10 protein-coding genes are annotated in these 13,210 nt (G+C 68.4%); 4 read left to right on the top strand and 6 right to left on the bottom strand.

Annotated features, from left to right (window positions below):
• Positions 1-24 precede the first annotated feature (24 nt).
• Together E0H73_RS32040 and E0H73_RS32035 are read left to right on the top strand one after the other, a co-directional pair.
• The gene (locus tag E0H73_RS32040) at positions 25-3,213 is read left to right on the top strand and encodes an ATP-binding protein (RefSeq protein WP_131362614.1); all 3,189 of its coding nucleotides are present in this window, start codon (positions 25-27) and stop codon (positions 3,211-3,213) included.
• 85 nt (positions 3,214-3,298) lie between these two features.
• Positions 3,299-4,720, top strand: coding sequence for an FAD-binding oxidoreductase (locus tag E0H73_RS32035; protein WP_131362612.1), 1,422 nt, complete (start codon positions 3,299-3,301; stop codon positions 4,718-4,720).
• Between the two features lie 67 nt (positions 4,721-4,787).
• Here the strand turns inward: E0H73_RS32035 and E0H73_RS32030 are convergent, their stop codons facing one another.
• A complete protein-coding gene (locus E0H73_RS32030) occupies positions 4,788-5,276 on the bottom strand; it encodes a carboxymuconolactone decarboxylase family protein (RefSeq protein WP_131362610.1) in 489 nt (162 codons plus the stop codon).
• A gap of 170 nt (positions 5,277-5,446) precedes the next feature.
• Here E0H73_RS32030 and E0H73_RS32025 point away from each other — a divergent pair, with 170 nt between their 5' ends.
• Positions 5,447-6,334, top strand: a complete 888-nt coding sequence (locus E0H73_RS32025; protein WP_202867655.1) for an RNA polymerase sigma-70 factor — start codon at positions 5,447-5,449, stop codon at positions 6,332-6,334.
• An 80-nt stretch (positions 6,335-6,414) separates the two neighbouring features.
• Here the strand turns inward: E0H73_RS32025 and E0H73_RS32020 are convergent, their stop codons facing one another.
• Positions 6,415-7,281: an HIRAN domain-containing protein gene (locus E0H73_RS32020; RefSeq protein ID WP_131362606.1), complete on the bottom strand. Its 867-nt coding sequence runs from the start codon at positions 7,279-7,281 to the stop codon at positions 6,415-6,417.
• A gap of 231 nt (positions 7,282-7,512) precedes the next feature.
• Between E0H73_RS32020 and ilvA the strand changes: the two genes are divergently transcribed.
• Entirely contained in the window at positions 7,513-8,796 is a 1,284-nt protein-coding gene (gene ilvA / locus E0H73_RS32015) for a threonine ammonia-lyase IlvA (RefSeq protein WP_131362604.1), read from the top strand.
• 606 nt (positions 8,797-9,402) lie between these two features.
• Here ilvA and E0H73_RS32010 read toward each other — a convergent pair.
• The 4 genes from E0H73_RS32010 to E0H73_RS31995 form a co-directional block, all read right to left on the bottom strand.
• On the bottom strand, positions 9,403-9,846 hold the full coding sequence (locus tag E0H73_RS32010) for a hypothetical protein (RefSeq protein WP_131362602.1): 444 nt from the start codon (positions 9,844-9,846) through the stop codon (positions 9,403-9,405).
• Positions 9,847-10,019: 173 nt separating this feature from the next.
• Positions 10,020-10,262: a LuxR C-terminal-related transcriptional regulator gene (locus E0H73_RS32005; RefSeq protein WP_131362600.1), complete on the bottom strand. Its 243-nt coding sequence runs from the start codon at positions 10,260-10,262 to the stop codon at positions 10,020-10,022.
• A gap of 5 nt (positions 10,263-10,267) precedes the next feature.
• Positions 10,268-11,752: a rhamnulokinase gene (locus E0H73_RS32000; RefSeq protein WP_131362598.1), complete on the bottom strand. Its 1,485-nt coding sequence runs from the start codon at positions 11,750-11,752 to the stop codon at positions 10,268-10,270.
• On the bottom strand, positions 11,749-13,209 hold the full coding sequence (locus E0H73_RS31995) for an L-fucose/L-arabinose isomerase family protein (RefSeq protein WP_131362596.1): 1,461 nt from the start codon (positions 13,207-13,209) through the stop codon (positions 11,749-11,751). Before E0H73_RS31995 ends, E0H73_RS32000 begins: the two co-directional genes overlap by 4 nt.
• Position 13,210 lies beyond the last annotated feature (1 nt).

Below are 13,210 nucleotides of genomic sequence, written 5' to 3'. Positions count from 1 at the left end.
TTACGCTCTTTCGGGGAGGGTGAGGTGCGGATCCGGCTGCTTGGGGGCTTTGGGGTCGATCGCGGGCAGTTGCCCGTCGATGGCCGGGCTTGGCGTCTGCGGAAGGCGCGGACGCTGGTCAAGATGCTGGCGCTGACGCGGGATCAGCGGCTGCACCGGGACGTGCTGCTCGAGGCCTTGTGGCCGGATCGAGCGCCGACGTCCGCGGTCAACAATCTCCATCAGGCGTTGTACGTCGCCCGCCGGGTGCTCGCCGGCGACGGGTCGAGCGACGGCCTGCTCGAGCTGCGCGACGACTTCGTAGTACTGCGGGCCAACCGCACCGTCGAGGTCGACGTCCGGACGTTCGAAAAGTTAGCGGCGCTCTCTCGTGAGAGCGGCGCTCTCGCTGACCTGCGCGCCGCGGTCGCGGCGTACGGCGGCGACCTCCTCCCCGAGGATCGCTTCGAGGACTGGGCCGCGCGGCCGCGCGAGGAACTCCGGGCAACCTACTGCGACCTCCTCGTCGACCTAGCGGACGCGGCTGCCGAGGCCGGAGAGGACGTGGAGGCTCTCGATGCCCTGCAGCGCGCGCTCGCCATCGACCCGCTGCACGAACGCGCCGTCCGCAGCCTGATGCGACGCCATACGACGATGGGCCGGCTGTCCGAGGCGCTCGCACAGTACGAGCGGTTGCGTGGCGAACTGCGTACGACGTACGGCACCGATCCGGACCCTGAGACGCAGCGGGTGTACCGCGACCTGCTGACCGGCAGCGTCACAGTCGACGACCCACCGACGACGGTCCGGCACAACCTCGCGCCGGCGTTGACGAGCTTCGTCGGCCGCGAGCGCGAGATCGCCGACGTACACCGCCTGCTGGAGCGAGGCCGGCTGGTCACGCTCACCGGCGTGGGCGGTGCCGGCAAGACCAGGCTCGCCGAGGAGGCCGCTCGCCGACTGCATGAGTACGCCGACGGAGTCTGGATCGCCGACCTCGTACCAGTGGCGGATCCGCACCTCGTCGCGGACACCGTCGCGGCCGCACTCGGGCTGGACCCCGCAGCAGGCTCGGATTCCCTGCGCACACTGATCACCCGCCTGGCTCCCCGGAACCTCCTCCTCGTGCTCGACAACTGCGAGCACCTGCTCCCCGCCTGCGCCGGACTCGTCAGCGCAGTACTGCGAGGTTGCCCCGGCGTCACCGTCCTCGCAACGAGCCGAGAGCCACTGCACGCTCCAGGCGAGGTGACCTTCCGCGTCCCTTCACTCGAGCTCCCGGAGCCAGCGGATACCGATGATCTCGACCGACTCGGGACCCTGGCATCCGTACGCCTCTTCGTCGAGCGCGCCCAGGACGTCCGGCCCGGCTTCGTCCTCGACGCGGACAACGCCAGCGCCGTCGTCGAGATCTGCCGCTGTCTCGACGGCATCCCGCTCGCACTCGAGCTCGCCGCCGCGCGCGCCTCGCACCTCGAGCCGGCGGAGATCGCAGAGCGCCTCGGTGAAGCGCTCCCCCTGCTGAGCCGGCACGGCGAGATCACCCGCCATGCGACGTTGCGTGCGGCGCTCGAATGGAGCCACGCCTTGCTGTCGGACGACGAGCAGGTGCTGTTCCGCCGGCTCGCGGTGTTCGCAGGCAGCTTCTCCCTCCCGTCCGCCGAGCAGGTGTGCGCGGACGAGCGGATCCCCGGTCCGACGGTGCTGGACTACCTCGGCCGCCTGGTCGACAAGTCCCTGCTGGTGGTCGACCACGACGGCCCTCGCTCCCGCTACCGCCTGCTGGACACCATCCGGCAGTTCGCGCGGGAGCGGCTCGTCGCCGCCCGGGAGATCGGACCGCTGGAGGCCGCTCACTGCCGGCACTTCCTGGAACTGGCATCCGACCAGGACCCCGAACGAGCCGGTGTTGTCGTCGAACGCCCGCAGTTGCTGGACGCCGACCACGACAACCTTCGCGCCGCACTCGCCTGGGCCCTCCACCACGATCACGAACGAGCCCTGCTGCTCGGAGTGAGCCTGTCGCAGTACTGGCTGGCACGCGGTCACTTCGCCGAAGGAGCCGGCTGGCTCGAGCGCATTCTCGAGGCGCCCGCCCCACCGTCCCCGGAGCGGGAGCGGGCGTACTTCGCGCTGGCGACCCTCGATGCCCGGAGAGGTCTGAGCGACCGACTCCCCGGTCTCGGAGACGAGGCGGTCGCGGTCGCCGCGCAGTCCGACGACCCTGCCGCCGTCGTGTCCGCCCAGGTACTGCGCGGCACTCTGCTGCTCGGTAGCGGAGACCTCAATGAAATCGAGCAGATCGCCGCAAACGGGCTGGTCCGGGCCGACTTCCTGGCGGCGGCACCCGTGGCCGCTGCCGCCCGCGGGCTGGCCGCGATGGCCGCGTTGTTCCGGGAGGACGTCGTACCCGCGCAGGAACGGTTTGCCGAGTGTCTGCGGCGGCTGAGTCTCATCGACGTGACCGCTGTCCCGTTCTTCCCCGCCGTCACGATGTGTATGCCGCTCGCGCCCGTCGACGGATCGCTGGTGCCGGTGTTCGAGGAGACCTTCCTGCTCGGCCGACGGGTCGGCGCCGTACAGGGCCGCGGCTACGCTCTGTCCGCCTTCGCTGACGCCCATCGGCTGGCAGGCGACCTGGACGCCGCGCTGGACGCCGTACGACGGTCGGTCGACACGTTCGCCGGCATCGACGACGCGGCCGGGCTCGGCCACGCTCTCAACCATCTGGGGTGCATCGAGCGCGACCAGGGACTGTTCGAACCGGCCGAGGAGCATCTCCGCGAAGCGCTGCGGATCCGCGAGCAACTGGGAGATCGCCGCGCGGAGAACCTCAGTCTGGCCAACCTCGGGCTGCTGTCCGCAGCGGCCGGTGACGCCTCAGCCGGACGACGTCTCACCCGCATCGCCGTCGATCGCGGCGAGGCCGTCGACGACGTATCCGGCGCGGCCGGCGCGCTGCTGAACCTCGTCATCGTCGAACTCTTCGCCGGCGAACGGAACGCCGCCCGGCTTGTCGCGGAACAGGTGATCGAGGCCTTCCATCCGCAGGGGTATCTGCGCCTCGAGGCGTGGATACGGCTCCTCGCCGCCGAACTCGCCCAAGAGGACGGTGACACCGAGACACTGGCCAGACACGGCCGGGCAGCGTCCGAACTGTTCGCCCGGCTGGGCTGCCACATCGGTACGGCGCGTGCGGCCGCCCTCCCGCTGCGTCCGCTCACGGCGCGCTAAGGCACGCTAAGCCACTGCGAAGGCCGTCTTCCTAGCGTCGTGTTGTCCAGGAAAACCTCCTGGGCAGGACGAATCAGGAGTAGCGATGACAACGACGCAAGCGCGGCAGGACACGCTCGGGGAGGCCACGCTCGGCGAGCTCGCCGAGGGACTTCGTGGCGAGCTGGTCCGCCCGACCGACCCTACGTACGACGAGGCACGGTCGATCTGGAACGCCGCGCACGACAAGAGACCCGCACTCATCGTGCGGTGCCGCGGGGTGGCCGACGTCATCCGGGCCGTCGAGTTCGCCCGGAGCGAGGGGCTCACACTGGCCGTCCGGGGCGGCGGCCACAGCATCCCCGGCTTCTCGACCACGGACGGTGGACTGGTGATCGACCTGTCCCCGATGAACGCAGTACGGATCGACCCTGACCGGCGCCGCATCGTGGCGCAGGGCGGATGCACCTGGGGAGATGTGGACGCCGAGGCACAGGCGTTCGGCCTGGCTGTAACAGGGGGTTTGGTGTCCACGACCGGTGTCGCCGGGTTCACGCTCGGCGGCGGGATCGGCTGGCTGGTGCGCCGGGCCGGTCTGGCCTGCGACAACCTGGTCGGGGCCGACATCGTCACGGCGGACGGCCGGTACCTGCACACGAGCGAGGACGAGAACCCGGAGCTGCTCTGGGCGTTGCGTGGCGGTGGCGGCAACTTCGGCGTCGTCACGTCGTTCGAGTTCAAGGCGTACGAGGTCGGTCCGACGGTCTTCGCCGGTCTCGTCTTCTACCCCGGCGACAAGGCGGCCGACGTACTGCGGGGATTCGGCGCGGCAGCGGCCTCGGCACCGGACGAGTTGTCGCTGGCAATCAACCTCACCACCGCACCGCCGTTGCCGTTCCTGCCCGAGGAGGTGCACGGGAAGCCGATCGTCGCCGTACTCGGCATGTGGTCCGGGCAGGCGGAGGATGGTGACGCAGCGACCCGGCCGTTCCGCGAGCTCGCGCCTGTGGTGGCCGATCTGTTCGGTCCGATGCCGTACAACGCGATGCAGACGCTGCTCGATCCGCTGTTCCCGCGCGGTATGCGGAACTACTTCCGGTCGGCGTTCTTCCACGACCTCGGGCCGGCGACCGTCGACGCGCTGGTCTCATCGCACAGTCAGGTGCCGAACGGCGTGTCCGAGCTCCACGTTCACCATCTCGGTGGGGCGATGGGCCGGGTTCCGGCGGATGCCACCGCGTTCGGTACGCGGGACCACGAGTACATCCTCAATGTGGTCGCGCGGACTCCGGACGCCGATGGCTTCGACACCGCGGTTCAGTGGGCCCGCGCCGCGGGCGCCGCACTCGGACCGGACGCGGCGTCGTACGTGAACTTCACCGGTGAGACGAACGCGGACATCGTCCGGGCGTCGTACCCGCCGGCGACGTACGAGCGGCTCGTCGCGGTGAAGGACGCCTACGACCCGACCAACCTGTTCCGGCTCAACCAGAACATCCCGCCGTCGGCGGGTTCGGATCGGCGATAGGGGTAGTCGCCGGTTGCACAGGCCCGGCTCCGGATCAGGTGGTCCGGAGCCGGGCTCTGCTTGCTACTCAGTTCTTGATGAAATCGGCGAACATGCCGGGCTCGTAGGAGCCGCCGGGGGTGCGCGGGATGACGTTCATCCGGTTGGCCGCGTTGATGATGGCGACCAGGGAGATCAGCGCGGCGAGCTGGTCGTCGTCGTAGTGCTTGCGGGCGTGCGCCCAGGTCTCGTCGGAGACGCCCTGGTGGGTGTCGGCCATCCGGGTGCCCTCCTCGGTGAACGCGAGCGCGACGCGCTCGGCCTCGGTGAAGACCGTGGACTCACGCCACGCGGCGATCAGGTTGAGCCGCGTCGGGGTCTCACCGGCCGCGGTGGCGTCCTTGGTGTGCATGTCGATGCAGAAGCCGCAACCGTTGATCTGGCTGGCCCGGATCTGGACCAGGAACTGGACGGTCTTCGGCAGCGTCGACTGCTCGAGCAGCAGCGCCAGGCCGGCGAAGCGCTTGCCGAGCTTGGCGGCCCACTCGTTCTCCATCATGTTGAATCGGGCGTTCATAGTGTCGTCCTTCGGTCTGATGTTGTGGTCGTGACGAACACAAGATGCCGACGGGCCGATCCGCGTGACAGCACGGTGAAGTGACGCAGGCCACCCCACCAGAACTGTCACAGAACGGCCGGCTCCGGTGTCTGATGGAAAACACCGTTGCCTGCGCAGAGGAGCCACCCATGGCCGGCCCGGATCCAGCCACCGAGGCGTTCGTTGCCCACCGCAACCTGCTGTTCACCGTCGCCTACGAGCTGCTGGGCTCGGCAGCGGACGCGGAGGACGTGCTGCAGGAGACCTGGTTGCGCTGGGTGGGCGTGGACCTCGACTCGGTGCGGGACCAGCGGGCCTACCTGGTCCGGATCGCCAGTCGGCAGGCGCTGAGCCGGCTGCGGACGCTCGGTCGGCGCAAGGAGTCGTACGTCGGCCCGTGGCTGCCCGAACCGCTGCTCACCGCGCCCGACGTGGCCGACGACGTCGAGCTCGCCGACAACGTCTCGATGGCGATGCTGCTCGTGCTGGAGACGCTCAAGCCGACCGAGCGGGCGGTGTTCGTACTGCGTGAGGTCTTCGCCCTCGAGTACGACGAGATCGCGGAAGCCGTGGACAAGACCCCGGCCGCGGTCCGCCAGATCGCACATCGGGCCCGGGCTCACGTCGCAGAGCGCCGACCGCGCGGGTCCGTGTCCCCGGCCGAGTCCCGCGGCGCCCTCGAGGCCTTCCGTTGGGCGGTGGAAACCGGCGATCTGCAACGGCTGGTCGACATGCTGGCGCCGGACGTCGTACTCCTCGGTGACGGTGGTGGCGTCAAGCAGGCCCTCCTGCGTCCGATTGTCGGAGCCGATCGCGTGGCGCGGTTGCTGGCGGCCGGCCTGCCCAAGGTCGTCGGCGATTTCACTGTCGAGCCGATCCAGGTCAACGGCTCCCCGGCCCTACTCCTCCGTCAGGACGGCGAGATCGAGCAGATCGTCGCCGTACGCCTCGACGACGGCCTCATCTCCGGCCTCTACGTGGTCCGCAACCCGCAGAAGTTGTCCCACCTCGAAGAAGAAACCACCCTCAACCGCTGAACTGGTGCCGTCCGAGCGCGGCGGCGATCAAGTAGCTCCGCAGTACCCACCCAGGGGCGTGGTGAGTACTGCGCAGCCGCCTAGTTGGCTTCCTTGGTAGCCCAGTAGTGCCACTCTGGGGACGCGGCTGGGGAGCGGGTCAGGCCGTCCGGCCAGGTTGCCGGGAGGTCGTGACTCCGCGCCGCGTACAGGATCACCTCCGATGCGATGCGGTCGCCGCGGACGGCGACACGGGCAGCTGTCTCGGCACGCATGTCGGTGAGGTAGTGGATGGCCGGCAGGAACTCCGCGCTCAGCCGTGGGCTCAGCCGTCCGACCGGTTCGTCGTCCAGCCGCACCTCGACCACGATCCGGTGCCGGTCGTTGAAGCTGTCCTCCTCCTCGATCGCGTGCATGGTGCCGTACGCCCAGCACTCGCCTTCCGCACGGAAGAACGGTGCGAGTACGTCGGGATGCACCTCACTGCCCGGTACGACGATGCCGCTGCCGGGCGGCAACAGGTGAAAGCTGCCCGGCGGAGGCAGATTCACCGGAACCAGCATGTGCGGCTGGCCGAGGGCCACCGCCACACTGGCATGGAACTCGGTGCCCTGGTCGCCCTTGCCGTCCCAGTCCGCCGGTTCCCACTCACTGACCCACAGGTGGCACGGCACCTGCGGTTGCAGGCCTTGCGCCACCAGTTCTGACAACACCGGGTGGTACCGGTGCGCATCGTCCCTCGGCAGGTAGCCGACAACCTTCCCCTGCACCCGTACGGCGATCGATCGGGGGTCGAAACGGTTGTGCGGTTCCGGGACCAGGTCCGCGTCGGTGTCCAAGTCTGCGCCACGCGCTGGGATGGGGTCGGGAAACAGGCTTCGGATCGCCTGCTCGTGCGGAGCCTCCCGCACGACCTCCTGACCACACCACAGGGCGTCTCCCCACAGACTGAACGGAATCAGTTCCATCCGTGCCCTCCAGTCCACTTGACCGGCTTTACTCGGCTCATCCCGTCCAGGACCCTGGCCGTTACACCGAGTGAGCGTATGAAAACTAGACTGCCCAGTGAAGAGCCGTTTCACGCCTGGGGCAAGGGTCTGTTCCCCAATGGTGTCCCAGTCGTCCGTACTGTGGACGCCAATTGTCTTGTGCAGCGAGCGAATCGGCGAAGATCGTGCAAATGCACGGGAAGGAACGTCATGCAGGGCAGTAGTTCAGTCGCTCGATCGAACGCCGGTGGGGCCGTTGACGCGGCAACGATCGAGGCCGCCGTACGGCGAATCGACGGTGTCGCGGTGCGTACGCCGTTGCAGCGCAATCTCCGGCTCTCCGAACGCACCGGCGCGCAGGTCTGGCTGAAGCGGGAGGATCTGCAGATCGGCCGGTCGTACAAGCTCCGCGGTGCGTACAACCTGGTCGCCCAGCTCGACGACGAGGCCAAGTCGGCGGGTGTGGTCTGCGCCAGTGCGGGCAACCATGGACAGGGCTTGGCGTATACGTGCCACACGCTCGGTGTGCAGGGCAAGGTCTATGTTCCGCGTACGACGCCGCGCCAGAAGCGGGACCGGATCGCGGCGCTCGGCGGCAAGCAGATCCAGGTGATCATCACTGGTGACACATACGACGATGCTGCCGCTGCGGCGCTTGCTGAGGGCGAGGCTACTGGGGCGACTATGGTCCCGGCGTTCGATGATCCGCGAACCGTTGCGGGGCAGGGGACTGTGGCTGTCGAGCTGATCGAGCAGCTCGGTCAGGCGCCTGACGTGTTGGTTGTGCCAGTCGGTGGTGGTGGGTTGGTTGCTGGGGTTGCGACCTGGCTGACCGAGCGGCATCCCGGCGTACGGATCGTTGGTGTGGAGCCGGCTGGGGCGGCGAGTATGGCGGCGGCGCTTGCGGCTGGTGAGCCGGTGACGTTGCCGCATCTGGACAGCTTTGTGGACGGGGCCGCCGTACGTCGAGTGGGGGACGTGACGCTGCCGTTGGTCGCGGCTGCTGGGGTCGAGATGATGTCGGTCCCGGAAGGTCTTGTGTGCTCGGAGATGCTCGAGCTGTATCAGACCGACGGGTTGATCGCGGAGCCTGCTGGGGCGCTGTCGACGGGTGCCTTGGGCAACGGTCTTTCCGTCCGGCCGGGTGAGACGGTTGTTTGTTTGCTGTCGGGTGGGAACAACGACGTCAGCCGGTATGGGGAGATTCTTGAGCGGTCGTTGGTGCATGATGGGTTGAAGCACTACTTCCTGGTGACGTTTCCACAGGAGCCGGGTGCTTTGCGTCAGTTCCTGGATGAGGCGTTGGGGGCTGATGATGACATCACGCTCTTCGAATACGTGAAGCGCAACAACCGCGAGACGGGTGTGGCGTTGGTAGGCATCGAAATCAGCCGCCCGACGGACCTCGACGGGTTGCTGGCGCGGATGGATGCCGCCCCACTCGAGATCGAACGCATCAACCCGAACTCACCGGAGTTCCGGTATTTGATCTGAGTCGTACCCACGCATCCGCTAAGCGCGCTCCTGCGTCGCGTGCTCGCGGACGCTCCCACCCGCCCAGCCTTGAAGGCGGGGCTATCGCCCGGACCGACTACCTGATGTGGAGTCGCGGGCTCGTGGTCACCTGAGCCGTCCTCGACCGGCGTGCCGATCCGCCGACTGCGCACGCCGTACAAACTGCGGCAACCCAGGCATCTGCCTCGTCTTAAAGGCGGGCGATCGCCCGCGGACCGACTACCTGATGCGGGGTCGCCAGCTCGTGGTCACTCGGGACAACCGTTGACCGGCGTACTGGTCCGCCGGCTGTGGACGCCGTACGACCGTTCGCCGTGCGGTTGATGTGCTGCCGCTGCGTTGGTGGGTAGGTGCGGGTAGCTGCCGTTTGGTCCTTCTCACCCTTGTGCGGGTTGTGGCTTCTCATCCGTTGTCTCACGGGTGAGAAGCACCAAACGTCAGCAGTTGGGGATCAGGTTGGCGGTTGACCGGGACCGGTGGCTGAGGCGGCCGGCTAGCGTGCGGGCCGGGCGCCTGGCGACTGGCGTAGTCGGGAATCGGGCGGCAGGAGTGGGGTGGGCCCGGCGTTTGGCCGGGCCCTTGGGGCTAGTGCTTTGTGTGGTTGGGGTTTCGGGGGTCGTGGGGGTGGGTGCCGTCCGCCCAGTGATTCTGGTCGGGCGACTCGCCTCGGTCGGGTTCTGGCCAGAGGTTTTGGGCTTGGGACTGGTGGTGGGTGGATTCGGTGCGCGCCTCTTGGGCTGCTTCGCGGCGTTCGGTGGCGCCGGCGGAGAGGCGGCGGGCTTCGGCTGACTTTTCGTCGGCTATGGCTTGGGCTTTGCGGGCGCGGGCTTCGACCTCGTCGGCGGCTGCTTGCTGGCGTTCCGCGTGGGCGGCCGACGTTCTGGCCTGCTTCTCGTGCTCGTAGGCTTCCTGCTGTCGCCGCTCGGCCCGGCGCTTCGACGAGGTTCGGGTTGCTCCGGCGATCACGGCGACGACGATGACCAGAGCGGCCAGCGCGACGACGATCCAGACAATGGTCATTCCGTCCATCGCTCCTCCTCGGCTCGATATTCGGACCCCCGGTACCCCGACCTTCCCGCGCCTAACGTGCGACGGACCTGCGCCACTCACCAAGCGCCGCGAACGCTCGACCCGGGAGGGCAGCCGAGCGTCAGGCGGGCAGAACGTGCGTGCTTGGTGAGTGGCACAGGTCCGGGTCGAGCTCAGACCAGACCGCGGCGAGCGGCCCAGACGATCGCCTCGATCGCGGTGCCGAAGCCGAGCCGGTCGCAGACGGTTCGAGTACGGCGGCGGACCGTTCGTTCGGACAGATCGAGCCGGCGCGCCACGGAGTCGACCGGGAGGCCGGTGGCGAGCAGGCGAAGGAGTTGCAGGTCGTCGTGACTGATCTCGCGCGGTGGCACGCGGCGAGTGAGAGGGCGGAGTTCCTGAGGGAGGACGGTCATACGGATCACCTAGCTCCGAATAGCCGGGACTCGGCGGCGTCCCAGTCGGCCGGTTTTCCCTGCGGCTCGTAGCGCCGCAGACGATGGGTGGAACGGACCAGGGCGCGCATCGCACCCAGGTCCGGCAACGGCTCGCCCAGTGCGCGAGCCTGAACCAGAACGTTGCCCAGCGCCGACGCCTCGACCGGCCCGGCGAGCACAGGCAACCCACAAGCGTCAGCGGTCAGCTGACAGAGCAACTCGTTCTGCGAGCCGCCGCCGATGACGTGCAGTACGTCGACCGGCCGGTCCGCGATCGTCTGCGCTTCCCGCAACGTACGGCGGTAGGCGAGCGCGAGACTCTCCAGCACACACCGGACCGCGGCGGCGCGCGAACGCGGCGGCTCCTGCCCGGTCGCCCGGCAGTGTTCGTCGATCCGGGCCGGCATGTTGCCTGGAGCAAGGAACTCCGGAGCGTCCGGATCGATCAGTACGGCGAACGCCGGTGCGCCGGCCGCATCCCGCAGCAGTCCCTCGAGGTCGTCGTCTTCCCAAACCCGCTGGCACTCCTGCAGGATCCACAGCCCCATCACGTTGCGCAGGAACCGGATCCGCCCGTCGACCCCACCCTCGTTGGTGAAGTTCGCCGCGCGCGCCTCGTCCGTCAGCACCGGCTCCTCCAACTCGAGCCCCACCAACGACCAGGTCCCCGACGAGATGTACGCGAACCGCTCATCCCCCGCCGGCACAGCCACCACCGAAGAAGCAGTGTCATGAGACCCCACCGCAACAACCGGCGTACCCGCTGCCAGCCCGGTCTCGGGCCACACAGTCCCAACAAGATCCCCAGGCTCCCGCAACTCCGGAAGCAACCCCAACGGCACCCCAACCCGCGCCGCCAACACTTCACTCCACGCCCGAGCCCGTACGTCGTACAACTGCGTAGTCGAGGCGTTCGTCCGCTCAGCCCCGATGCTCCCCGTCAACCAATAGCCCAACAAGTCCGGAATCATCAGCAGAGTCGCCGCCTGCCCCAGCAACCCGCCCGCGCCTACGGCGCGCGCGGGCAGGGAAGGGGAGACCCCGGCCGAGCCGACCCCGCCGGACTCGGCGGCGAGTTGGTAGATGGTGTTGAACGGTAGTTGCTGGAGGCCTGTGATTTCGTACAGCTCGGTGGCGGAGACGCGAGCTAGGACCTGGTCGATTACGCCGTCTGTGCGGGCGTCTCGGTAGTGCACCGGGTTACTGAGCAGGCGGCCTGAGGAGTCGAGCAGGCCGTAGTCGACGGCCCAGGAGTCTATGCCTATGCCGTCGACGGGACCGGCCGCGCGGAGGCCGTCGAGCATGGAGCGGTAGAGGTGGAGGACGTCCCAGTACAGGGTGCCGCCGACGCCGACCGGGCCGTTCCAGAAGCGGTTGATCTCGGTCAGCTCCAGCTGCGAGGAGCCGACCACGCCGAGCATAACGCGGCCGCTGGACGCGCCCAGATCCACCGCTGCGACTCGCTTCATGGGGAAACGACGGTCAGGTCGAGGTGAAGGAGGTCGGCGACCGCGGCCAGGTCCTTCGCCTTGTGACCGGTCCCGAGCGCCCAGTGGTGTGCGACCCCGGACGCCGACCATGCGTCGGTCCACTCACCCGGGTCGCATCCGAAGTCGACCCGCGACGTCGTGTTCCCGATCTGCAGCAACGGCCCAGGTACGACGGTCCCCTCGGACGCGATCAACTTGAACGTACCGTCCCGCCGCTGCCCCAGCCCACAAGCAGTCACCGGCCCATGCTTCACGTCGAACTCGACCGACACGCCCCATCCCCGCTTGCCGTGGTACACCCCAAGGCCCCGCAGCAACGGCTTCCGCGCAGAGATTGCCAAGTGAGCCGGCCCGTCGTGGCCCATCTCGACCACATTGTCCTTGAAGTTCAACGCCTGCAGTTCCGTGAACGACCCACCAGCACCGAGCTTGTCCATCACCAGCATCGCCAGCGACGTACGCAGCTCGTACTCACCGGCCGCCGGCACACCTCTTGCCGTCAGCAACGAGGCACCCAGGATCATCCCGGCCGCGACCCGCTCGTGCATCTCGCCGTCGAGTCCACGGTGGTAATAGGCCAGCGAGGTCAGGGAGAAGTCCTCGACCAGCCGATCGAGGGCGACCGAGACGGTCGCACCCCACCGGAAGTCGTCCTCGTCCACCGAATCGTCCAGCGTGAAGATCTCCCGCGCGACCTTCATCCGCTCCTCGGTCTCCGCGGCACTGACCTTCTCGACCCGGACGCGCAGATCGTCGATCTCCAGGATCTCGACATGCCCGCCGAGCTGCGCGGACACCAGCGTCGGGTCGGTGATCACGTCCATCATCCCCGGGTACAGGTGCCCAAGCAGGCCGTGCCGTCCGTGCCGGAAGGCTGCGCGTACGCCGGCTGCCAGGATCCACCTGTTGATCCGAGCCCACGCACGCTCGTCCTCCAGGTACCCGGACACCGACCGGAAGTCGACCCCACACCGCTCGAACGCGTTCGCCATCTCCGGCAGCGGACACGCACCGCAGTACGCGAGCCACGCCCCGGTGTCGAACGTCGCGTGGTCCATCGCCTCGGTCGGCTGCAGGTTCAGCAGCAGCACCGGCGCCCCGCTCCGCTGTGCGACCGGGACCAGCATCGACGCGGTCATGTACGTCGTCAGAAAGCCGACAATCAGATCGCAGTCCGCCAGCCGCAGCTTCTCGGCCGCCGCAGCGCCCTCCTGCGCGTCGGAGATGAACCCGACATCGATCACCTCGCAGTCCAGCTCCGAGAACCGCTCGGACACCCGCCGCGCGGACGCCTGCAACTGCGGCAGCAGGTTGGGGAACTGCGGCCAGTAGGCGCCGAGCCCACCGGCCACCAGTCCGATCCGGGTCTTGCGCGGCTCGACCCACGGCAGTACTCCGTTGCCGTCGACAGACCGGCTCGGGTCAGTGGTCCACATA

The organism is Kribbella pittospori (genome assembly GCF_004331465.1).
In the GTDB taxonomy this organism is placed as follows: domain Bacteria; phylum Actinomycetota; class Actinomycetes; order Propionibacteriales; family Kribbellaceae; genus Kribbella; species Kribbella pittospori.
This window is presented reverse-complemented; position numbering and strand designations above follow the sequence as displayed.

Bases quoted from the DNA above. Each gene is read 5' to 3' on its own strand.
- E0H73_RS32035 (WP_131362612.1), top strand. From the start codon at position 3,299: ATGACAACGACGCAAGCGCGGCAGGACACGCTCGGGGAGGCCACGCTC.
- E0H73_RS32030 (WP_131362610.1), bottom strand. From the start codon at position 5,276: ATGAACGCCCGATTCAACATGATGGAGAACGAGTGGGCCGCCAAGCTC.
- E0H73_RS32025 (WP_202867655.1), top strand. From the start codon at position 5,447: ATGGCCGGCCCGGATCCAGCCACCGAGGCGTTCGTTGCCCACCGCAAC.
- E0H73_RS32020 (WP_131362606.1), bottom strand. From the start codon at position 7,281: ATGGAACTGATTCCGTTCAGTCTGTGGGGAGACGCCCTGTGGTGTGGT.
- ilvA (WP_131362604.1), top strand. From the start codon at position 7,513: ATGCAGGGCAGTAGTTCAGTCGCTCGATCGAACGCCGGTGGGGCCGTT.
- E0H73_RS32010 (WP_131362602.1), bottom strand. From the start codon at position 9,846: ATGGACGGAATGACCATTGTCTGGATCGTCGTCGCGCTGGCCGCTCTG.
- E0H73_RS32005 (WP_131362600.1), bottom strand. From the start codon at position 10,262: ATGACCGTCCTCCCTCAGGAACTCCGCCCTCTCACTCGCCGCGTGCCA.
- E0H73_RS32000 (WP_131362598.1), bottom strand. From the start codon at position 11,752: ATGAAGCGAGTCGCAGCGGTGGATCTGGGCGCGTCCAGCGGCCGCGTT.
- E0H73_RS31995 (WP_131362596.1), bottom strand. From the start codon at position 13,209: ATGTGGACCACTGACCCGAGCCGGTCTGTCGACGGCAACGGAGTACTG.